Source organism: Peptococcus niger, assembly GCF_900101835.1.
Taxonomy (GTDB): Bacteria; Bacillota; Peptococcia; order Peptococcales; family Peptococcaceae; genus Peptococcus; species Peptococcus niger.
Genome location: NZ_FNAF01000001.1, coordinates 1 through 20,312, shown reverse-complemented (window position 1 = coordinate 20,312; position 20,312 = coordinate 1). Strand labels below are relative to the sequence as shown.

22 protein-coding genes, 1 other RNA gene and 1 pseudogene are annotated in these 20,312 nt (G+C 47.9%); 4 read left to right on the top strand and 20 right to left on the bottom strand.

The annotated features are described in order from the left end of the window. Positions 1-15: 15 nt before the first annotated feature. From murI to BLQ16_RS00075, 10 genes are all read right to left on the bottom strand, one after another. On the bottom strand, positions 16-795 hold the full coding sequence (gene murI, locus BLQ16_RS00120; RefSeq protein ID WP_091790728.1) for a glutamate racemase: 780 nt from the start codon (positions 793-795) through the stop codon (positions 16-18). Continuing rightward, positions 792-1,163, bottom strand: a complete 372-nt coding sequence (gene rsfS, locus BLQ16_RS00115; protein WP_091790727.1) for a ribosome silencing factor — start codon at positions 1,161-1,163, stop codon at positions 792-794. Before rsfS ends, murI begins: the two co-directional genes overlap by 4 nt. Positions 1,164-1,181: 18 nt before the next feature. Then, positions 1,182-1,763, bottom strand: coding sequence for a bis(5'-nucleosyl)-tetraphosphatase (symmetrical) YqeK (gene yqeK, locus BLQ16_RS00110; RefSeq protein WP_091790726.1), 582 nt, complete (start codon positions 1,761-1,763; stop codon positions 1,182-1,184). A 3-nt stretch (positions 1,764-1,766) separates the two neighbouring features. Beyond that, complete coding sequence (gene nadD / locus BLQ16_RS00105) at positions 1,767-2,375, bottom strand: nicotinate (nicotinamide) nucleotide adenylyltransferase (protein WP_091790725.1); 609 nt, start codon at positions 2,373-2,375, stop codon at positions 1,767-1,769. After that, positions 2,372-3,616: a glutamate-5-semialdehyde dehydrogenase gene (locus tag BLQ16_RS00100; RefSeq protein WP_091790724.1), complete on the bottom strand. Its 1,245-nt coding sequence runs from the start codon at positions 3,614-3,616 to the stop codon at positions 2,372-2,374. The genes nadD and BLQ16_RS00100 overlap by 4 nt, the downstream gene beginning before the upstream one ends. A gap of 13 nt (positions 3,617-3,629) precedes the next feature. Then, positions 3,630-4,748, bottom strand: coding sequence for a glutamate 5-kinase (gene proB, locus BLQ16_RS00095; RefSeq protein WP_091790723.1), 1,119 nt, complete (start codon positions 4,746-4,748; stop codon positions 3,630-3,632). Position 4,749: 1 nt separating this feature from the next. Then, positions 4,750-5,052 (bottom strand): YhbY family RNA-binding protein, encoded by a 303-nt coding sequence (locus BLQ16_RS00090; RefSeq protein ID WP_091790722.1) that lies wholly within the window; start codon positions 5,050-5,052, stop codon positions 4,750-4,752. 66 nt (positions 5,053-5,118) lie between these two features. Continuing rightward, complete coding sequence (locus tag BLQ16_RS00085; RefSeq protein ID WP_159427902.1) at positions 5,119-6,351, bottom strand: murein hydrolase activator EnvC family protein; 1,233 nt, start codon at positions 6,349-6,351, stop codon at positions 5,119-5,121. Positions 6,352-6,382: 31 nt separating this feature from the next. Continuing rightward, positions 6,383-6,994, bottom strand: a complete 612-nt coding sequence (locus BLQ16_RS00080) for a ribonuclease H family protein (protein ID WP_278308559.1) — start codon at positions 6,992-6,994, stop codon at positions 6,383-6,385. A gap of 72 nt (positions 6,995-7,066) precedes the next feature. Beyond that, a complete protein-coding gene (locus BLQ16_RS00075; protein WP_091790719.1) occupies positions 7,067-7,243 on the bottom strand; it encodes a 4Fe-4S binding protein in 177 nt (58 codons plus the stop codon). A gap of 282 nt (positions 7,244-7,525) precedes the next feature. Between BLQ16_RS00075 and BLQ16_RS00070 the strand changes: the two genes are divergently transcribed. Beyond that, on the top strand, positions 7,526-8,422 hold the full coding sequence (locus BLQ16_RS00070; RefSeq protein ID WP_091790718.1) for a 1,4-dihydroxy-2-naphthoate polyprenyltransferase: 897 nt from the start codon (positions 7,526-7,528) through the stop codon (positions 8,420-8,422). A 63-nt stretch (positions 8,423-8,485) separates the two neighbouring features. Here BLQ16_RS00070 and BLQ16_RS00065 read toward each other — a convergent pair whose 3' ends face one another. The 5 genes from BLQ16_RS00065 to nrdR all read right to left on the bottom strand — a co-directional run bounded on the left by BLQ16_RS00065 (position 8,486) and on the right by nrdR (position 14,565). Beyond that, positions 8,486-10,150, bottom strand: a complete 1,665-nt coding sequence (locus BLQ16_RS00065; protein WP_091790717.1) for a formate--tetrahydrofolate ligase — start codon at positions 10,148-10,150, stop codon at positions 8,486-8,488. Positions 10,151-10,172: 22 nt separating this feature from the next. Continuing rightward, the gene (gene glyS / locus BLQ16_RS00060) at positions 10,173-12,227 is read right to left on the bottom strand and encodes a glycine--tRNA ligase subunit beta (RefSeq protein ID WP_091790716.1); all 2,055 of its coding nucleotides are present in this window, start codon (positions 12,225-12,227) and stop codon (positions 10,173-10,175) included. Next, complete coding sequence (gene glyQ / locus BLQ16_RS00055) at positions 12,220-13,110, bottom strand: glycine--tRNA ligase subunit alpha (RefSeq protein WP_091790715.1); 891 nt, start codon at positions 13,108-13,110, stop codon at positions 12,220-12,222. Before glyQ ends, glyS begins: the two co-directional genes overlap by 8 nt. A gap of 260 nt (positions 13,111-13,370) precedes the next feature. After that, on the bottom strand, positions 13,371-14,120 hold the full coding sequence (gene recO / locus BLQ16_RS00050; RefSeq protein WP_091790714.1) for a DNA repair protein RecO: 750 nt from the start codon (positions 14,118-14,120) through the stop codon (positions 13,371-13,373). After that, complete coding sequence (gene nrdR / locus BLQ16_RS00045) at positions 14,113-14,565, bottom strand: transcriptional regulator NrdR (RefSeq protein ID WP_091790713.1); 453 nt, start codon at positions 14,563-14,565, stop codon at positions 14,113-14,115. Before nrdR ends, recO begins: the two co-directional genes overlap by 8 nt. Before the next feature lie 96 nt (positions 14,566-14,661). Here nrdR and BLQ16_RS00040 point away from each other — a divergent pair, with 96 nt between their 5' ends. Continuing rightward, the gene (locus tag BLQ16_RS00040) at positions 14,662-15,015 is read left to right on the top strand and encodes a hypothetical protein (protein ID WP_091790712.1); all 354 of its coding nucleotides are present in this window, start codon (positions 14,662-14,664) and stop codon (positions 15,013-15,015) included. A 40-nt stretch (positions 15,016-15,055) separates the two neighbouring features. On the opposite strand, the gene trxA is transcribed toward BLQ16_RS00040, so the two are convergent. Then, positions 15,056-15,379 carry a thioredoxin gene (gene trxA, locus BLQ16_RS00035; RefSeq protein WP_091790711.1) on the bottom strand — a complete coding sequence of 108 codons (324 nt, stop codon included), beginning with the start codon at positions 15,377-15,379 and terminating at the stop codon, positions 15,056-15,058. Positions 15,380-15,440: 61 nt separating this feature from the next. Continuing rightward, positions 15,441-16,124: a tRNA threonylcarbamoyladenosine dehydratase gene (locus tag BLQ16_RS00030; RefSeq protein WP_091790710.1), complete on the bottom strand. Its 684-nt coding sequence runs from the start codon at positions 16,122-16,124 to the stop codon at positions 15,441-15,443. Positions 16,125-16,296: 172 nt separating this feature from the next. Between BLQ16_RS00030 and BLQ16_RS00025 the strand changes: the two genes are divergently transcribed. Then, complete coding sequence (locus BLQ16_RS00025) at positions 16,297-16,494, top strand: DUF1858 domain-containing protein (RefSeq protein WP_091790709.1); 198 nt, start codon at positions 16,297-16,299, stop codon at positions 16,492-16,494. Positions 16,495-16,608: 114 nt separating this feature from the next. Then, on the top strand, positions 16,609-18,843 hold the full coding sequence (locus tag BLQ16_RS00020; RefSeq protein ID WP_091790708.1) for a transglycosylase domain-containing protein: 2,235 nt from the start codon (positions 16,609-16,611) through the stop codon (positions 18,841-18,843). Between the two features lie 37 nt (positions 18,844-18,880). Here BLQ16_RS00020 and rnpB read toward each other — a convergent pair. From rnpB to BLQ16_RS00005, 3 genes and pseudogenes are all read right to left on the bottom strand, one after another. Beyond that, positions 18,881-19,203: RNase P RNA component class A (gene rnpB, locus BLQ16_RS00015), an RNA gene on the bottom strand. Positions 19,204-19,253: 50 nt separating this feature from the next. Beyond that, the gene (locus BLQ16_RS00010) at positions 19,254-19,922 is read right to left on the bottom strand and encodes a DVU0298 family protein (RefSeq protein WP_091790707.1); all 669 of its coding nucleotides are present in this window, start codon (positions 19,920-19,922) and stop codon (positions 19,254-19,256) included. 198 nt (positions 19,923-20,120) lie between these two features. Continuing rightward, a pseudogene (locus BLQ16_RS00005) lies at positions 20,121-20,257 on the bottom strand (transposase); the annotation flags it as partial. Positions 20,258-20,312: the final 55 nt, after the last annotated feature.

Sequence of the window (20,312 nt, the reverse complement as noted above, 5' to 3'; positions counted from 1 at the left end):
ACTTTATACCACCTCCTAGCAATTTTTCAAGCGATCCAAACACCTATGGAAAAACATTGTTTGCTGCTCATTTGCCGGTTTTCCCGACACTAAAAAAATCGGGTGCGATGATGTGTGGCCACCTTCGCCTACAGGGTCATAGGTCAGCAAGCTCTGCAATCTTTTGACGGTTCCTTCATTGCCATCCAAAACATCAACAGATGGCGGCAAAAGGGCCTTAAAAACAGGTTTGTAATAAATAAAATGTGTACAGCCCAAAACTAGGGCACCAACCTCACGCATGTCAAACGGCGAGAGCTGGTCCTCCAGATAGCGGTATACTGCCGGACTGTCAAAATCCCCTTGTTCAGCAAACTGAACCAGTTTTTGAAATGAAACACGACAAATCCGCTCTCCTGCGCCCAAATCATCAATTAAGCGGTTGAGCTTGTCTAAGCGCAAGGTCAAATCTGTCGCACTGACTAAAATTTTTTGTCCCGGCGCTTCCTGCAGCACGGCAGGTTTTACCGCCGGTTCCATACCGATGATTGGAATATCAGCAGTGGCGCGCAAGTCCTCGGCAGCAGCACTGGTGGCCGTATTGCAGGCCAAAAGAAGGGCTTGGACATGATAAGGCGCCAAGTCCGCCATCATCTGATGCATATAACGTCGAATCATATCCGGCGTCTTGTTGCCATATGGGACATGCGCCTGATCCGCATAAAAAATCACCGGTAAATCAGGGAGGCGTTCCATCGCCTCATGCATCACGGTCAAGCCGCCAATGCCTGAATCAAAAATGGCAACCGGTCTCATGAGCGTTTCTGTTCGACAAGTTCAAGCCAAGGTGCAATGTTATATTCATTGGCATCGCCCCACAGTTTTTCCAACCCGTAGTAAGCACGTTGATCGGCAGTGAAGATATGGACCACAATATCGCCATAGTCCATAAGAATCCAATCGCCTTCGCGCAAACCTTCAATGCGCAGCGGTTTTTCACCGCCGGCTTTAACCACATCCGCTTCCACGTAATGTGCCAAGGCCTGGGCATGTGTCTGATTCAAGGCAGTTGCCAATACAAAATAATCGCCAATGCTGGATAAAGCGCCAATTTCCAACACCTTAATATCTTCGCCTTTATGTTCTTCAAGTGTTTGAACAATACTTTTCAGTTCAAGTTCCAAATTAAAACTCCTTTTCGGTCAGGCCCGAGGCACAGTTACTACCTCGCTTAGCAGCCAATTATACATTTGAATCGATTGCGGATGAATAATCTGTTTTTCCCTTAGCAGCCAGGTCAATGAATGGGTCAAAGAAAGCCATACACCTTGATCAAGATCTTTAAAGGCCGCTTTTCGTACAGACTCTACTCCCGGCGTTGTCCGACCGGGTTCAATATAGTCTGCCACGTAAATCACTTTATCCAATAAAGACATGTGCGCACAGCCAACTGTATGGCGCGCCATGGCTTGTAAGGCTGCTTCATCCTGAACAATATTTTCCTTTTTTAAAAGATAAGCTCCGACAGCCCCGTGCAATAAGCTCGGCACTTTCAGCTCACAAGGGTCTGTCACCAGGTCGGCCTCAGAAGCAATTTCCAATAACCGACGGGAATCGAATTTTTTGGCATAATCATGCATCAAGCCGGCAATGTAGGCAGAGCGTTCGTTGGCATGATTTTTATGCGCCAAAGCCACAGCTGTTTCGGCAACGCGCTGACAATGCGCAACGCGTTTTGGTCCTAATTCACGATTCAATATGGCAAGGTATGCTGTGTCATCCATGTATCAGTCTCCCAACCGGTATAACCCTTGTTTCGCAATATAATCAGCTACGGTTTCCGGCAGCGCCGCATCGCTCAACCGGCCGTCGGCAATCTGTTGCCGTATTTCCGTAGACGAAACCGGCACTTGCGGAACGGTTATCAAAATCATGCCGCAGCGGCTTTTCGCAGCCACCGCCTCCAAGTCCTGGTTGCCACGCAAGGCATAGCCCGGTCTGCGGGCTATGATCAGACATGCCGTATCCAAAAGCTCTTGCCAATGATGCCAGGTGCAAAATTGTGCATAGGCATCACCACCGGTAATCATGTAAAGCGCATGGTCAGGGTAGTCTCGTTTAAGATGCTTTAGGGTTTCAACACTGTAAGACGGGCCGACACGTCTTGCTTCTATATCACTCACTTGAACGTTTGGAAGCCCTAAAAAGGCAAGCTCTGTCATGGCCAGGCGATGGGCAAAAGAGGCCTGGTGCTCATCTTGTTTATGTGGCGGACAACTGGCCGGTGCAACCACCACTTGATCAAATTGAAAGCGTTGAACAATCTCTGCCAAAATCATCACATGAGCCTTATGCGGCGGATTAAAACTACCGCCAAAGAAAGCGAGGCGCTTCACTCGCGAATCTGTCCTTCCCCGCAAATGGTGTATTTATAGCTGGTCAAGGCTGCAATGCCCATCGGTCCACGGGCATGCATTTTCTGGGTGCTGATGCCAATTTCTGCCCCAAAGCCAAATTCACTACCGTCACTAAAGCGACTGGAAGCGTTGACATATACACAGGCTGCGTCAATTTCATTGAGGAAGGCCTGGGCACGGCTATAGCTGTCTGTCACAATAACATCTGAATGACCGCTGCTGTAGCGGTTGATATGGCTGACCGCATCGGCAAAACTGTCTACAATTTTTACGGCCAGAATTAAATCGTGGAACTCTGTGGCATAGTCTTCCTCACTGGCAGCAATAATGTCCTTACCGTAGGCCATGGTCCGACTGCAACCGCGAATTTCAACGCCGGCGGCCTTTAAGGTTTCCAAGGCTTGAGGTAAAAATTGATCGGCAATATCTGCATGCACCAACAAGGTTTCCAAAGCATTGCAAACCCCCGGGCGCTGGACTTTCCCATTTAATAAGATGGCCTGTCCCTTGCTTAAATCTGCTGACGCATCTATATATAGGTGGCAATTGCCAACGCCTGTTTCAATGACCGGAATGCTGGCTTGACGCACCACGCTTTGAATCAAACCTGAACCACCCCGAGGAATGGCCAGGTCAATCCACTCATTCATGCGTAAAAGTTCGCCAACAACCTCGTGATCGGTATCTTCCACAAATTGGATGGCATCTGTCGGTATGCCCGTTTCTGCTAAAGCACGCTTCAAAACGGATACGATGGCAATATTCGAATGGAGGGCCGACCGGCTGCCGCGTAAAATAACTGCATTACCGCTTTTCAGGCAAAGACCTGCCGCGTCAGCTGTGACATTCGGGCGTGCTTCATAAATCATTAAAATAACCCCTAAGGGCACCGACCGACGGGAAATTTCCAAGCCGTTCTCTGTGCGCCAGGATTCATCAACTCGACCAATGGGGTCGGGCATATCACACAAGGCTTTTAGCCCGTTTGCCATATCTTCAATCCGCTGGTCTGTTAATAAAAGTCTGTCTATTAATGCCTTGGACATATGCGCCTCTTTGGCCGCCTGCATATCTTTATTATTTTCGTTTTGCAAATAGGCCTTTTCCAAGAGTAAAGCTTCAGCCATTTCTTTTAAAGCATTATTTTTCATAACGTGATCACTTAAGGCCAATACTTTGGATGCGGCTTTTGCATTACGTGCCATTTGTTCCAGTGCCATGGAGGAGCCTCCTTCAATGGGTCAAGCCCATATTGTCGCGATGAATCACCACATCATAGCTGTGTCCATCTAATACTTTATCCACTTGACTTGTTTGCAAGCCTTTGATGCGTTCAATGTCTGATGCTGCGTAATTTGAAATTCCTTTTGCTATTATTTTACCATGAGATGAAACAATGTCTACCATGTCTCCCTGGTCAAAGGTCCCTTGCACGGCAAGAATACCTGCAGGCAACAAGCTTTTCCCTCTATCAACAATGGCGGAGACAGCACCCTCGTCAACGACAACAGCCCCTAAGGCACGAGCGCCGTAAATAATCCAGCTCTTTCGACTATGGGGGGTTACCGGCTGCGCGTCAAAGTAGGTCCCCACTGATTTGCCGTGGACAATATCGTAGACAATCTTGGGCGTCTTTCCGGATGCAATCACCAAGGGAATACCGGCAGATGTAGCGATGCGGGCTGCTTCAATTTTTGTTTTCATGCCGCCTGTCCCCACATAAGAACCGGCAGTCCCCGCTATTTTTTCTAATTCTGCTGTGATTTCCGGCACCCGCTCTATTTTTTCAGCCGCCGGGTTAAGGCTCGGATTATCCGTATAAAGACCATCTACGTCGGTTAAGAGGATGGTTAAATCAGCGTCAATTAAGATAGCCACCAGGGCCGCCAAGGAATCGTTATCACCAAAGCGAATTTCATCGACAGAAACCGTGTCGTTTTCATTGATGACCGGTACCACATCCAATTTGAGCAATTCATGAATGGTATTGCGTGCGTTTAAGAAACGCCGGCGATCGGATAAGTCATCGCGCGTCAGCAAAATTTGCGCCGCTGTGGCGCCGAATTCACTGAATTTGCGTTCATAAATATGCATCAGCAAGCCCTGCCCCACAGCCGCTAAAGCTTGCTTTTCAGAAAGGGTCTTGCCGCGATGGGCTAAGCGCAAATGACTCATACCGATGCCGATGGCACCAGAAGAAACTAAGATACATTCGACCCCATAATTGCTCAAATCAACCAAGGTTTCAACCAGCTGGTTGATGCGCCGTAAGTTCGGTTTTCCGTTATCGTGGATAAGGGTACTGGTGCCCACCTTTACCACAATCCGGCGAATATGATTATGCGTCCCCATCTTACAGGTCCGCCAGTTCGATGAACGGTTTATCAGGATTTTGCTTGTAGAGTACAATCTGACGACCAATCACCTGAACAAGAACGGCTTCAGATGCATCGGCCAAGGCTTCAGCAATATCCCCAATAGCATCGGTGGAATTTTTTAAAACGGTCACTTTGACCAATTCATGGGCCAGTAGCGCTTCATTTAAATTAATTAAGGTGCCGTCAGTAACACCACTCTTTCCGACTTGCACCGTCCCTTTTGTGGTTTGCGCCATTTTGCGCAAACCTTTGATCTGCTTCTTTGTTAAGACTGTCACACAAACACCTCTAAAATTTTATTTATTTAACGAAATATCTCCCCGGTGCTGAACCAGGGAGATACATTAGCAACCAATATAAGCAGCAGGATCCGTATGCTGGCCATTGATGCGGACTTCAAAGTGCAAATGCGAACCGGTGCTATCACCGGTTGACCCCATGAAGCCAACAATTTCACCGGCATTCACCGTTGCCCCCAAACTGGAAGCAAATGCTGACATATGTGCATAAACGGTGCTCACACCGTCACCGTGATCAATGACAACGTAATTGCCGTAACTCGGATGATAAACCTGGATGATGATTTTACCACTTCTTGAAGCGACAATCGGCGTCCCCATCGGTGCGGCAATGTCTTGACCCATATGGAAATCGGTTCCGCCGAACGGATAAACACGCCACCCATAACGGCTACTGACCATATGTGATGAGGGTACCGGCCAAACATATCCTCCCGCTGATACAGTAATGGGTGCACTGGGCATATTTGCCGGTAACTGTCCACCTTGAGCCGCTTGCTGTTGTGCCTGCAGTTGGGCTGCGCGCGCCCGAGCGGCCTCAGCCTCCCGTTGTTGAATGGCAACAATCTGATTGCCAATATCAGCACTGGCAGCATTCATCGCAGCAATGCGTTCATTTAGAGAAGCTTCCTGGTCACTTAAGTTTTTGGCCAGTTCCTGCTTCTCGGCTTCTTGTCGCTCAAGGCCTGCTTGGTGATCCACTTGTTCAGATTTTAACGCATTGTAATGCGTGCGTTCTTCTTCCAAAGCGGCTTTATCGGCCTGCAAATTCTTTTGCATAGTGGCAATCTCGCGCAACAAATCTTGGTCCTTTTTAGCAATCATGCTCATATATTCAAACCGCGTTAGAAAATCGGAAAAGTTTTCTGATTGAAAAAGGACTTCCATGAAATTATTGTCGCCTTTTTTATAAATTTCCACCAGGCGTTCATTTAATTTAGCTTTACGCGCATCAAACTCTTTTTGTTTTTGCTCAATTTCAGCCTCTTTCTCGGCAATACGCCCTTCAGAAGCTGAAATTTGATCCGACAAAATACCGATCCGCTGTTTCGTCGTGGAAATACCGGCCTGAATGGCTTCTAAGGCCTGTGCATTGCTGCGTTTATTTCCGGCAGTTTTATCGCGATCGGCTTTTGCGGCTTTAATATCCGCTTCCAAATGACTTTTTTTATTTTGTAAATCCTGTACAGAGCTGGCTTCTGCGGCCTGTGGCAAGATAAGCCCACCGGCCATTGACAGCATCAGACAGGATGCTAATACTTTATTAGGTGCGTGCATACCATCCATCCTTAACTTTTTATTTGTGGCGTTATGACCCCTTTTTATTTAAGGCTTCTCGAGCCAAACAATCTGCATATTCATTATATGTGTCTCCGCTATGTCCTTTGACTTTGACAAAGCGAAGGGTTAATTGCTCACCAATATGGCGTGCATAATCCCGGTATTCTTGGGTTAAGGGCAGTTTAGCCTGCCAGCTACCTCTTACCCACTCAGCTATCCCGCTGTAATCGTGTACGATGATCAAGGTTTTAGCGCCGTGCATGAGGCCATAGTCCATGGCCAGACAGGCCCCGGCCAATTCGCCAGCCACATTGCGCAAGGATGCATTTTGCGGATTACAATAAGCTTTTGACAGCGTTGTTTCCCCTTCGGGAGTGAGCATGACAACGCCGCAGGCATACCGCCCCGTTTCCACATCGTAACTTCCATCCACATAAGCGATAAAAGTTTCTTGATCGGGTTTTAGAGGACTATCCTGCTGAGTGGCAAACTGATCATCCTTGAGAAAGGCAAGGGCTGCAGATTTTTCTTTAAAGCTTTTATACACAGCTCCCGGATACCCGTGAACTTGCGCCTTACACCTGTCCCAATTATCATAAATACCGGGCGTACGCCCTTTTTTGACAGCATAATACTTAATTGCGTATCCTCCTGTCTATGTATGTGCCGCTAAGCGGCACGTCCGGCAGGGATGATGCCCTGCGCCGAATAATTATTCTGCGTCGATGCATTCAGAAGGGCAAGCAGCTGCGCAGCTGCCGCAGTCAATGCATGCATCAGCATCAATGACGCGGATGCCGTCATCGTTAGCGCTGATTGCGCTAACCGGGCATTCACCTTCACATGCGCCGCAAGAGATGCAGCAATCACCATTAATAACGTGAGCCATTCCAGTACACCTCTTTTCCTCTTAGTGTTGTTAAAACCTCCAACATGGCTTATTATAGCAAAATCAGCTGGCGCACTCAATGAAAAAAGCTCTTTTGCGTATGCCGAAGCGATTTGGATCAGAAATAATTCTTTGAAAAACGTGTTAATCATGGGGTTTAATACAACTTTACAGGAGCAAACGGCAATGATGACAATGTGGTTACAGCTCTACTATTTTTGAAAAATTGACATTGCAGCAGTCTGTGGTACACTCACTATTACAAAGAAAGGATGATGCGAATTGTTATCCCTTGATTTTTACTGGCGGATGATTCGACCGCATACATTATCTGCCAGTTTTACGCCGGTCTTTATCGGAACCGCTTTTGCCATGCAGCAGAGCGGCCACTTGAGAGACTTGCTGTTGGTGGCTATGTTGCTGGCGACGGTCTTGATTCAAATTGCAGCCAACTTATTCAACGAATACTTTGATTATCGTGGCGGTTTAGATACAAAAGATTCCATTGGCATCGGCGGTACCATTGTCCACGATGGTGCCTCGCCCGGTTTTGTTTTACGCACTGCGTTTATCTGTTGTCTGATCGCAATGGTGCTGGGCATCTATTTGGCTTGGAGCACATCCTGGTGGCTCCTTGTCGTTGGTGCCATCTGTATGGTGATCGCCTTTATTTACGCCGGTGGGCCGCTGCCGCTCTCGCGTACCCCCTTTGGGGAAATTTTTGCAGGCGGAATCATGGGAGCCGGTATCACCTGTATTGCTTATTTTATTCAAATGAATCACATGACGCCACAAGTTTTATGGGTTGCCCTTCCGCCCTTCATCCTCATAGGCCTTATTTTAACCGCAAACAATTTACGCGATCGCCTTGGCGATCAAAAAGGCGGCCGACGCACCCTGGTGATTTTATTGGGCCATCGGAAGAGTGTCCTCTTTATGTTTGGCGGCCTGATGCTTGCTTATCTGTGGACCTTTATCCTTTTAGGAATTGGCCATAAATGGGTTATTCTGCTGCCATGGTTATCTGCCTGGCGCGTCCGAAAGGTCATTGGCGGTTTTGCAAAAGAAAATCAATCCCCCCAGGAGATGATGCCCGCTATGGCTCAAATGTCAAAATTAAATCGCGATTACGGCACTTACTTGGCCCTGGCATTGATATTGGAATTTTTTATTCCATAAGGCCCTTGTACAAAAAATCCCTCGAACGCATTTTTGCATTCGAGGGATTTTTATAAGTTTTAGTTAAAATAAGCCGGTAATCGTGCCATCTGCCGCTATATCCATCTGATTGGCTGCAGGTTTTTTCGGCAAGCCGGGCATGGTTAAGATATTGCCGCATAAGACGACAATAAAGCCGGCGCCGGCTGAAACATGAAGGTCTTGAACGGTAACGGTAAATCCTTCCGGAGCGCCCAATTGGGTAGCATCATCGGAAAAGGAGTATTGGGTTTTGGCCATGCAAATGGGCAGGTGAGCATAACCGGCCGCGGTTAAATGAGCGATGGCATTTTGGGCGGTTTTGCTAAAGGTCACATCGCGCCCATGATAGATTTTTTGAACAAGCTCACGTATTTTAACCTCTATCGGCGCCTCCAATTGGTAGGCATACCGAAAATCACGGGGTGCCTGTAAGAGGGACAGGACAGCTTTTGCCAATTCTGCACCGCCGGCACTGCCCTTTGCCCAAACTTCAGAGAGGGCCACTTCTACCCCTTGCCTTTCGCAGGCCTTGCGGATCAAATTGATTTCTGCTTCCGTATCTGTGGGAAAGCGGTTGATGGCCACAACAGCAGGCAAGCCATAGACATTTTGAATGTTGTCCAAATGGCGGAGCAAATTGGGAAGTCCCTTTTCCAACGCCGGCAGGTTTTCAGCCTCCAGTTCAGATTTTGGCAGGCCACCGTTGTATTTTAAGGCGCGCACCGTTGCCACCACCACAACGGCATCCGGCGTTAACCCGGCGTACCGGCATTTAATATCGAAAAACTTTTCAGCGCCCAGGTCAGCACCAAAACCGGCCTCTGTTACTGCAATATCGCCAAAAGCCAGTGCCATCTTCGTTGCTGTAACACTATTGCAGCCGTGGGCAATGTTGGCAAAGGGGCCACCATGAATAATGGCCGGTGTATGTTCCAGCGTTTGAACCAGGTTGGGCTTTAAGGCGTCCTTTAAGAGCATCGCCATGGCGCCCTGAACTTCCAGGTCTTTCGCCAAAACGTAATCGCCGGAAAAGTTTTCTGCAACAACAATACGCCCAAGACGTGTTTTTAGGTCTTCCAAGTCCTTGGCCAGGCATAAGATGGCCATAACTTCTGACGCCACCGTAATGTCAAAACCTTCTTCACGCGGCATGCCGTTGGTCGGCCCGCCTAAACTGCAGACGATTTTACGCAAAGCGCGATCGTTCATGTCCAGGCAGCGCTTCCAAATGATTCGGCGGGGGTCAATCCCTAAGGCGTTTCCCTGGTGAATATGGTTGTCAATGGCGGCTGCCAGTAAATTATTGGCAGCGGTAATGGCGTGCATATCGCCGGTAAAGTGGAGGTTGATGTCTTCCATCGGAATGACCTGGGCATAACCGCCCCCTGTAGCGCCACCCTTAATGCCGAATACCGGCCCTAAAGACGGCTCCCGCAGGGCAATAACCGTCCGATGTCCGGCTTTGGCCAAGGCATCCCCCAAACCGACGGTGGTCGTGGTTTTACCTTCTCCAGCCGGCGTCGGATTAATAGCTGTAACTAGAATGAGTTTCCCTTTTGATGGGCGATTTTCAGCCAGCGATAAATTGAGCTTGGCTTTATAGGGTCCATAGAGGTACAAATCTTCTTTTGAAATATTTAATTGTTCCGCTATTTTTTCAATCGGTTGCGGTGTGACGGAATTCGCAATTTCAATATCGGTTTTCATTGATCAGACCTCCATCGTCAAATTACTTAAAGCGATTAAAATCAACCAAGTCGCGGCCTAAAAGGGTGTACTCGCGCAAAAGGGCCAGACGATTCATACGAACAGATTCTCGTTCATCCATAATCATGACCGCATCGAAGAAAGCATCCAGCGGGGCGCTCAGTTCAGTTAAATCTTTTAAAGAGTCATAGACATCGGCCTCAGCATGAGCAGACCGGTAGGTCTCAATGGCATCAAAAAGTTTGTTTTCCGCTGCTTCTTCAAAAAATTCAGGGGAAACAGCGCGTGCATCACTTTTTTCGGCTAAATTATGCGCACGTTTATAGGTTTGCAAAATCATGTCGAAGGCCGCCGGTTCATTGTTGCGGAAGGCATCAATGGTCGCAGCACGTGCCATGGTAGCAACCGGATCGTCATAGCCGGCCGCTAAAACCGCATCGATAAAGACCGTATTAAAATCTGAATCCTTTAAGACTGTCCGCATCCGCTGGTCAAAGAAGGCAACCACTTGGCGGACCAGCTGGTCTGCATCGGCCACCAGTGCCTTCGGCAAAGTGTCAGTGGCCAAAGTGATGAGTTCTGCCAAAGAGGCTGGTTGGAGATTGGCTAAAAGAATTGCAATGACACCGCTGGCCTGTCGACGCAAACCATAGGGGTCTTGGGACCCGGTCGGCTCAATGCCTGCGGCAAAGCACCCGACAATGGTATCCAGTTTATCGGTTAAAGCGAGGAGTGCACCGGCGTCTGTTTCAGGTGTGGCATCCCCGTAAAACCGTGGCATATAATGCTCGCGCACAGCTTGTGCCACCTTGTCGTTGTCCTTCCCGCTGCGGGAAACATACACCTCTCCGATAATCCCCTGCAGTTCAGGAAATTCACCGACAACATTGCTGACGAGGTCGGTTTTAGCCAATTTCGCTGCCCGTGTGACATCTTGTTGAACGGTCTCATCATATCCCAGTACCTCGGCTATTTGTTTGGACAATTTTTCCAGCCGAAGGACTTTATCGTATACGGTCCCGAGCTTTTCTTGGAAAACAACTTGCTTGAGCTTATCCAAACGACTTTCCGGCGTATGTTTCAAATCTTCTTCAAAAAAGAAACGTGCATCGGATAAACGCGCCAAGAGTACCCGTTCATTACCGGCCTGGACCACTTCCAAATGGTCGTTGGTGCCGTTTCGGACCGTTAAAAAGGCATTCAACAAGGCGCCACTTTCCGCATCGCGTACCGGAAAATAACGTTGGTGTTCCTTCATCGGTGTAATGACCAATTCCGGCGGAATGGCCAAAAATGCATCATCAAAATGCCCTGCCAAAGCCGTCGGATACTCTACCAGATAGACAATTTCCTCTAAAAGGTCTTCATCCGGCACCAATTGACCATTCATTTGGCGAGTTAAGGCCTCCAGCTGTTCTTCAATCATAGCGCGACGCTTGTTTTGATCTACAATAACGTAGTTTTCCTGTAATTGGTCAAAATACGTTTCCACAGATGCCACCGCAAAAGTACTTTCTCCCAGGTGGCGATGTCCCCTACTGAGCCGGTCAGCATCTGCCACTTCCAAGGAAAACGGAATGACCTGATCGTCACATAGGGCTAAAATCCAATGAATGGGACGAACATACCGCAGCTGATGGGCGCCCCATCGCATGGTTTTCGGGAAGTGAAGGCCCAAAATCAATTCCGGTAAGAGCTGTTTTAATACGCTCATGCGTGATTCGCCTGCAGCTGTTTTGTTGGCAAAAACATAGCCGTCTCTGATTTCAATATCTGCTGGCACCACGCCTTGAGACGCCATAAAGCCTTTTAAAGCCTTGCTGGGGGTCCCATCAGCGCCATAAGCCACTTTTTCAGAAGGACCACGGACTTCTTCAGAAAGATCTTCCTGGCGGTCTGCCACATTTTTCAAGACCAGGACAAGCCGACGCGGCGTGCCATAAGTCAGCGCTTCAGAAAAAGACAAGCGCGCTTCATGCAGTGCTTTTTCTGCTGATGTCTTCAAATCATTCAAGGCCGCCGGCATGAATCGGGCCGGGACCTCTTCCAGGCCGATTTCTAAAATGACATCACTCATGGTTTGCCTCCTTCTGATCTTTTAGTAACGGGAACCCTAATTTCTCGCGTGCCGCCACATAGGCTTCCGCACATTCGCGTGACATATTGCGCACCCGCGAGATATAGTGCGTCCGCTCTGTAACACTGATCGCGCCTCGGGCATCTAATAGATTAAATGTGTGGGAACATTTTAAAACATAATCATAGGCCGGCATGACCAGTCCGGCGGCTACTGTTCGCATGGCTTCTTTTTCATACATATCAAAAAGCTGTAGCAACATATCAATATCTGCCACTTCAAAATTATAGGTGGAGTATTCCACTTCGTTATGATGGAAGACATCTCCGTAAGTTAAATCGCCAACCCAGGGCAGATCATAGACATTGTCTTTATTGTCAATGAACATGGCCAGGCGTTCCAAGCCATATGTAATCTCGCCACTCACGGGAGAGCAGTCTAACCCACCGCATTGTTGAAAATAGGTAAACTGGGTCACTTCCATGCCGTCCAGCCAAACTTCCCAGCCCAAGCCCCAGGCGCCTAAAGTCGGTGACTCCCAGTTATCTTCTACAAAACGCACGTCATGGCGGCTCATATCAATGCCCAGAACTTCCAAGCTTTTCAAATAAAGTTCCTGAATATTTTCCGGTGACGGTTTCAAAATAACCTGGTATTGATAATAATGCTGTAGCCTATTCGGGTTGTCGCCATAGCGCCCATCCGTCGGCCGGCGACAGGGCTCTACATAGGCCACATGCCAGGGCTCCGGCCCCAATGCCCGCAAAAAAGTAGACGGGTTCATGGTCCCGGCGCCTTTTTCAATATCATACGGCTGCAAAATAATGCAGCCTTCATCACCCCAAAATTTATTGAGGGTTAAGATCATATTTTGAAAATCCATACTAACTCCTTTCAAAAAAACCGCCCCGTCCCTGTCAAAGACAGGGACGAGACGGTTCCCGCGGTTCCACCCTGATTAGCTTACGCTCTCTCAAAATAGAGAAACTCCCAGGCGCCCTTCAAAAATATCGTTTACCGCCCTTGCACCATCGGCAGCTCGCTGAAAAACGATTGTTTTCTACTCTTCCTGATCACAGTTTCATATGATTTTATGCATTTAATATAGCGTTCAGCGACAGGCTTGTCAAGCTTTTCATGGGCTTAAATCAAGCCTTTAATGCTCTCACGCGAGCGCAAGGGAAAATCCAAAACATACCTTAAACGCGTCCCCAAATAACTGAACAAACGCTTTCTCACCGTTGGCCTTAATTGGATGGCCTTCAAATAGGCTGGGTCCCCAGAATCCAAAAAACGCAAATATTGATACTCAGCGACCTTTAGCTGCAAACCCTCTGCGTCAGGACCGCAGGTGGTATGGCTAAAGGTCCCGTCAATACCGGCGTGCACACCACCATGAGAAGGCGTTAAAGGCTTTCCGCAGACACCACATACGTCAAGATCTGCTGAAAATCCGGCATTTTTAAGCAATTGCCACTCCATCCAAAATAGCCATTGCCAGGGATAAAGATCCGGTAATACCTTTAATCCCTTCTGCAACAAGCTATAGCGTTCCAAATCTCGCTCGTTTTCCTGCGTCATTTGATGAAAGAGATCACAAATGTACATGGCCGCTAAAGAGGCCCGATAATCATTGCGGATGGCTTGATGCGCATCAACTAAGTCCGCCCCGGTTAATACCGCCACCCCTTTGCCCTGCACCAACTGCAAACGACATTCTGCAAAAGGAGCAACAATACCGCGTAAGCGGCTGGTCCCTTTTTTTAAGCCGCGGGCAATAAGGGTTTGGTGGCCGATGTCTGCCGTTAAAGCGGTCAACATCACATCCGCCTCGTTAAATGGACGCTCTTGTAAAATAATCGCATCGTAGCTACCGTCAATCCGATCAGGCATGACGGTTCGGCAGGTTTTCTATTTCTCGAATGAAGGTTTCCACATCGTTAAAATCTTTATAAACAGAAGCGAAACGAACATAGGCCACCTGATCCAACTCGATCAACCGGTTCATAATGGCTTGACCGATTTGCGCCGAATCGACTTCGCGGCCTTCATTTTTTAGATCTTTTTCAATCTCCAGAGATAGGGCTTCAAGCCGGTCCAAGCTGATGGGTCTTTTTTCGCAGGCTTTTACCAAGCCCTTCATGACTTTGCTGCGATCAAAAAGCTCTTTACGTCCACTTTTTTTCACGACCACCAAGGGCATATCTTCAATTTTTTCAAACGTTGTAAACCGCTGACCACAAGCGGTGCAAATTCGGCGCCTGCGGATGGCATTCCCCTTTTCTGCTGTACGCGTATCCAGGACGCGACTATTTTTGCCACATTTTGGGCATTGCATGCCGGTTCCTCCTTTCTGCCATGGATTTAATCTGTTAATTTAGATTGACAGGCCCTCATCCTCATGCTATGTTGACTGAAGGAGGGATCTATACTTATGAAAGAATATCTGCGTCACCTTTTAAATGCCGAAGACCGTCCCTTATTGATCAGGCTTACATTTGGCCCTTGCGATGTGACCACTTTGGCACAAATCAGCGGCCTTTCCCCTGCACAAACGGCGCTGCGACTACAGGCCCTGAAAGAAATTGATTTGGTTTCAAATACAGACGCCGAAGAAGAATTTTCTTTGGCGCCGGTTATCCGAAAAAAAATCAACCGCCTGGCTGTACGATTGTCAATCACCTTTAGTTTTTTCTTGGCCGGAAGCTTATTAAAAGGCTTGGATAAACAATTCTTCAAACACCAGACACGGCGTATTCACAAAGCTGTGCCCACACATATGAAATAACCTAAAAGCTGCCCGGCTTATACAAACCGGGCAGCTTTTATTATGATTCGAGCAAACGTGCCAAATCGGATTTCGGACGGAAACCGACAACCCGATCTTTTTCTTCGCCGTCTTTAAATAAAATTAATGTCGGAATAGACATAACCCCGTATGATTGTGCTGTGCGACCTGCTTCGTCCACATTCAGCTTACATACTTTCGCTTTTCCGGCAAAATCATTTGCCAATTCCTCTACAATAGGACCAACCATCTTACAGGGACCACACCAGGCAGCCCAAAAGTCTACGAGAACCGGTGTATCGCTTTGTAAGACCACTTCATCGAAATTATCGTCGTTAACGACGATGACGTTGTCATTAGCCATAAATATCCTCCTTATATTTCACAATCTACCTATCCAAATTTATACCCTGTATTGAAAAACATTACACATGAAGACCCATTATTTCTCGAATAACTTCACCGGCAATGAGTAGTCCTGCCGTTCCGGGCACATAGCTCATCGTTCCCGGAGAGCCTCCCTGTTTAAGATATGGGCTAATGGGATTATAGCAGACTTTAACGCCTTTTGAAATCCCTTCTTCACGCAGAGCTTTGCGCAAAGCGCGCGCCAAGGGGCAGGTATGGGTCTTAGCAATGTCTGTAATGGTAAAATGCCGGTTGTCAATCTGATTGCCTGACCCCATGCTTGAGATTACCGGAACCTTTGCCTGAAAAGCAGAAAGAATGAGCTGTTTTTTTGCTGCAACATCATCAACACAATCAATCACATAAGCCGTTCCGTCCGGACAGGCCCAACTGTCGTCAATATGCACCGGCTCTGCGCTGCAAACCAAGGCCGGATTGATCGATAGCAAGCGGTCACGCATTGCTTCAACTTTTAACCGGCCGACGGTTTCCGGCAAGGCTTGCAATTGGCGGTTAATATTACTTATCTCCACCTCATCATCATCTATAAGCATCAAATGCCTTGCCCCGCCCCGCACCAAGGCTTCTGCTACGACGGAACCTACCCCGCCTACCCCGGCAACGATAATGCGAGCAGCTGCCAGGCGCTCTAAGGCATCATGTCCGACTAATTTTTCGCTTCGACTGAGAAATGTTTCCACAAAATTCCCCTCCTGATATCAGCAGTCTCAGTATAGACGCTTTAGTAAAAAGTCTCAAGCCGGATTAAAATCACCGACAAAAGGGTATAAGGATAAACGTCTTGACAAGAAAGCATATTTTGCTAAAATTTCGCTTGACGGATTTCCGTCGGTCATAGAAAGGAGCAACATAATGGCAATTACAAAAGATATGGCTATTTCCGATGTCGTTCGGGAGTATCCGCAAACAGCACAAGTCTTTATGGAATACGGCATGGGGTGCTTGGGCTGTGCCGCAGCACGTTTTGAAAACATTGAGCAGGGCGCTGTGGTACATGGTATCGACGTAGATGCCCTCATCAACGCCTTAAACGAAACCATTTCAGCATAAGGATGTAGTAGTAGGCATAGCGTCCCTTCCGGGGCGCTCTTTTTTTGCATTGATTTTTGCCCTATGGACCAGGTACAATCTATGCTATAATAAGGTGAATAAGGAGGTTTTGTAATGGACAATGAAAAACAGCCGACAGATGCCAGCCGTCCCAAGCGGTTTAAGTGGTCGCATTTATTAATTTTACTATTTTTATTGGTATGCGTGGTCGGTGTTACAACTGTAGCCACTGTCATCATGGCGGCGATGTCCTCAATGCCGGACATTGAGGACATGGATATCACCAGCTACAACGTTACCAGCTATATCGTTGACAAGGACGGCGAATTTGTCGACAAGCTATCCGCCAACAATAACCATATTCAAATAAAATACAATGATATTTCACCGAATATGATTAAGTCCGTGGTTGCCATTGAAGACCAGCGCTTTTATAAACACCACGGCATTGATCCGATTCGTATCGGCGGGGCCTTTATTGCCAATTTAAAAGCCGGCCACATCGTTCAGGGCGGCTCGACGATTACTCAGCAGTTGGCCGGTATGGCCTTGAACAAGCGCGATGAAAAAAGCTATTCTCGTAAAATTCAAGAAGCCGTTTTGGCCCTTCGTATCGAACGGCAATACAGCAAGGAAGAAATCATTACCGCCTATTTAAACCGGGTCTACTTAGGCATCGGCAACAGCGGTATGAATTGCTACGGTGTTGAAGCCGCGGCCAACGATTTTTTCGGCAAACACGCCTCTGAACTCAGTATTGCGGAAGCGTCCATGATTGCCGGGATCATCCAAAACCCCGCCGGCCATTCACCGATCAACAATCCGGATAACGCCCTTGCACGGCGGGGACAGGTTTTACAGGCTTTGTTAAAGCACAAGTACATCACTGAAGAAGATTATCAAAAGGCGTCCAACGCCCCCTTGGATTTATCCACCATTTCAGTGACGCCTGAAACCGAAACACAAACGTATAACCAAAGTTATATTGATGCCGTTATCTCCACTGCCGCCCAAAAGTTAGGCTTGGAGAAAGACATCAACCAGTTGTATACTGGAGGCTATATCATTCATACACGTTTGGACCAAGACTTGCAAAAGTACATGTATGATTACTTTAATTCCGATTATAATTTCCCCGGCGGCGCATCCAATGAAACGCTGCAGGCCGCTATGGTGGTCATGGATGCCACATCCGGTGGGGTTCGAGCCATGGTCGGCGGCCGCCACCTGGACGAAAACCAAAGCCGCGGCTGGAACTATGCCACTCAGAGCACCCGTCAACCGGGTTCCGCCTTTAAACCCATTTTCGTTTACGCCCCGGCCTTTGAAAAAGGCTATGGTACCGGTTCGGCCTTTAAAGATGCGCCCTTCCGTAGCGATTCCGGCCATGAGATTAAAAACGCCGACTTGCAATACCACGGTGATGTCACCATCCGCAAGGCCATCTCCGAATCGTACAACACGGTTGCCGTCCGTGTATTGCAGGAGATTGGCATTAAAGACAGCTTGAAATTTGCTAAAAACATCGGGATTTCCACCTTGGTTGAAAAAGGTGAGGTCAACGACGAAACCTTATCTGCCGGCTTAGGCGGTCTGACCAAGGGTGTATCGGTCATGGAAATGGCCGGTGCCTATGGGTCCTTCGCCGATGGCGGTGTTTACACCGAGCCAAACTTGATTACTAAAATTACCGATGAAAAAGGCCGGGTCATTTGGGAAGAAAAAGCCGAACGTCATAAGGCCATGAGCCCGCAAACTGCCTACATGATCACCTCTTGCCTGCAAAGTGTGGTTTATGAGGGCATTGGCGGCGGTGCTGCTTTAGGCGATGGCCGTACAGTCGTTGGTAAAACAGGGACTACCGATAACAGCAAAGACTTCTGGTTTGCCGGCTACACCCCTCAACTGGTGGGCGTCGTTTGGATGGGCTTTGATACACCTGCTCCCATTTATGGCACCTCAACCAATGCCGCTGTGGTTTTCGGTAATATTATGACCTACGCCCATCGCAACTTGCCGGTAGAAAATTTCACCAAGCCGGATGGCTTGGTTGAAGTCTTGGTCGATACCAAGACCGGTAAGTTGGCCACACGCTCAACGCCCTACGCCTTCAGGCATATGGAACTTTATGCCAGCGGCACTGAGCCGACCACTTACTCGTCTGCCAATTATGCGAATTATTACCGTCAGCAACAACAGCAAAATCAACAGGCCCAACAACAAGAGCAGCAAAATCAAGCGCAACAAAATCAACAGCAAAATACCGGCCAGCAGGGACAATACCAGCAAGGCCAGTATCAGCAAGGCCAGCAACAATATACCGGCCAGCAGGGCAATCCTGCTGCATAAGAGCATACAAAAGCCCCCGTACAAATTTGTACGGGGGCTTTTCAGCAGATAATAAGCCGGGTTCTGTATCAGTGATCATCTGTCTGAGACATCGGTTACCCGACGCCTTAAGCGACCTACCCGAAAACAGAACGGGCCGCTCTATTGTTTTCTACTAGGTCTTGCACCGAATGGGGTTTACCTGGCCGATTGATCACCCAATCGCCGGTGCGCTCTTACCGCACCCTTTCACCCTTACCCGAAGGCGGTTTGCTTTCTGTGGCACTATTCCTTAAGGTTGCCCTCACTGGCCGTTAACCAGCATCCTGCCCGATGGTGCCCGGACTTTCCTCAGCCGAAGCCGTGATCACTTTCTGCTGAATACATCTTATCTTAATTGATGTCACACCTATTGTAAAGGCAAAATCAAATTATGATTCTTTCGCAAGTCTTGACAGGGCCTCTTCTGCCAAAGATTTGATAACATATTCTTTTAAGGCGCCGTTTTCAAAAATCGGTACGACACGCTCATCATCCAATAATTTTTTCAGTTCACCCTCTGCTGTACCATAAGGTACCTCCCGGAATGCCCACGCCGCATAAGCTCGTGCTTCCGGGTCATGGTAACTGATGTAAGGCAGGGTCTTCGGTAAAAACTCCTCCATTTCACGGGCATACCTAGGGGTCATCTGAACATAGGCCCAAAAAAGACCTGGATAACAAATTTCATTGAGCCCGGCATGATAATAAAGCGGTCCAATAAATTCTTCATACTGCCGCTGGCTGTCATTGGCTAGGATACTCCCGATAACTTCTGCCGATGCCCAAGGAACATTAGCGCTTTCTTCACACATTTGCCAGATAAACCTTCGGATGATATTTCTGAAAAGCTCATCAGAGTCCGGCGCATATTTTCCCGCCAACCCACCGATGGCCTCAATGGCAAGCCACCGGTCAAGGCGTGTTATCGGTGCATAAACATGCATTTGCAAGACCCGCATGGTGGCAATGGGGTCCTCTTGATACGCTTCTTCAATAATGTTTTGTCGATCTCCTGCCGGCTCCTTAATGGTTCGGCTGATGATGCGTCGAATGTTCACCTAATCGCCTCCTCTTATTGCTATAGACATACCCGTAAACCGCAAGCATAATCAGAACCACCGGCTTAGCCGGTGGTTTGTTATGCCCCTATAAGGGGCTGTTACTGGCAGCACTCACGTGCTCTGAATTTCTTTCTCTTGCAACAAATCCCCCAGTTGGCGCTAAAGCGCCTATTTTCATACTTTATTTGACCTGCTTCTCTTGCATAGGTCTCTTAACGCTTTTCCTATGCTTTTTTCAATCTCCCATAGATAACCTGTCGCTTATATTTTGGCGCAAACACGATATGATACTTACAATTCCAACTTGTATGTGCTAAGCTTCTCTTATCCATATGGATACCTCCTTGATATTTTATTGCCGATAACACAATAATTTTATCATAGGAG

Excerpts from the sequence above, each read along its gene's own strand:
- murI (WP_091790728.1), bottom strand. The coding sequence starts at position 795 with ATGAGACCGGTTGCCATTTTTGATTCAGGCATTGGCGGCTTGACCGTG.
- yqeK (WP_091790726.1), bottom strand. The coding sequence starts at position 1,763 with ATGGATGACACAGCATACCTTGCCATATTGAATCGTGAATTAGGACCA.
- BLQ16_RS00100 (WP_091790724.1), bottom strand. The coding sequence starts at position 3,616 with ATGGCACTGGAACAAATGGCACGTAATGCAAAAGCCGCATCCAAAGTA.
- proB (WP_091790723.1), bottom strand. The coding sequence starts at position 4,748 with ATGGGGACGCATAATCATATTCGCCGGATTGTGGTAAAGGTGGGCACC.
- BLQ16_RS00085 (WP_159427902.1), bottom strand. The coding sequence starts at position 6,351 with ATGCACGCACCTAATAAAGTATTAGCATCCTGTCTGATGCTGTCAATG.
- BLQ16_RS00075 (WP_091790719.1), bottom strand. The coding sequence starts at position 7,243 with ATGGCTCACGTTATTAATGGTGATTGCTGCATCTCTTGCGGCGCATGT.
- BLQ16_RS00065 (WP_091790717.1), bottom strand. The coding sequence starts at position 10,150 with ATGAAAACCGATATTGAAATTGCGAATTCCGTCACACCGCAACCGATT.
- glyS (WP_091790716.1), bottom strand. The coding sequence starts at position 12,227 with ATGAGTGATGTCATTTTAGAAATCGGCCTGGAAGAGGTCCCGGCCCGA.
- glyQ (WP_091790715.1), bottom strand. The coding sequence starts at position 13,110 with ATGGATTTTCAAAATATGATCTTAACCCTCAATAAATTTTGGGGTGAT.
- recO (WP_091790714.1), bottom strand. The coding sequence starts at position 14,120 with ATGCCTGATCGGATTGACGGTAGCTACGATGCGATTATTTTACAAGAG.
- nrdR (WP_091790713.1), bottom strand. The coding sequence starts at position 14,565 with ATGCAATGCCCAAAATGTGGCAAAAATAGTCGCGTCCTGGATACGCGT.
- BLQ16_RS00040 (WP_091790712.1), top strand. The coding sequence starts at position 14,662 with ATGAAAGAATATCTGCGTCACCTTTTAAATGCCGAAGACCGTCCCTTA.
- trxA (WP_091790711.1), bottom strand. The coding sequence starts at position 15,379 with ATGGCTAATGACAACGTCATCGTCGTTAACGACGATAATTTCGATGAA.
- BLQ16_RS00025 (WP_091790709.1), top strand. The coding sequence starts at position 16,297 with ATGGCAATTACAAAAGATATGGCTATTTCCGATGTCGTTCGGGAGTAT.
- BLQ16_RS00020 (WP_091790708.1), top strand. The coding sequence starts at position 16,609 with ATGGACAATGAAAAACAGCCGACAGATGCCAGCCGTCCCAAGCGGTTT.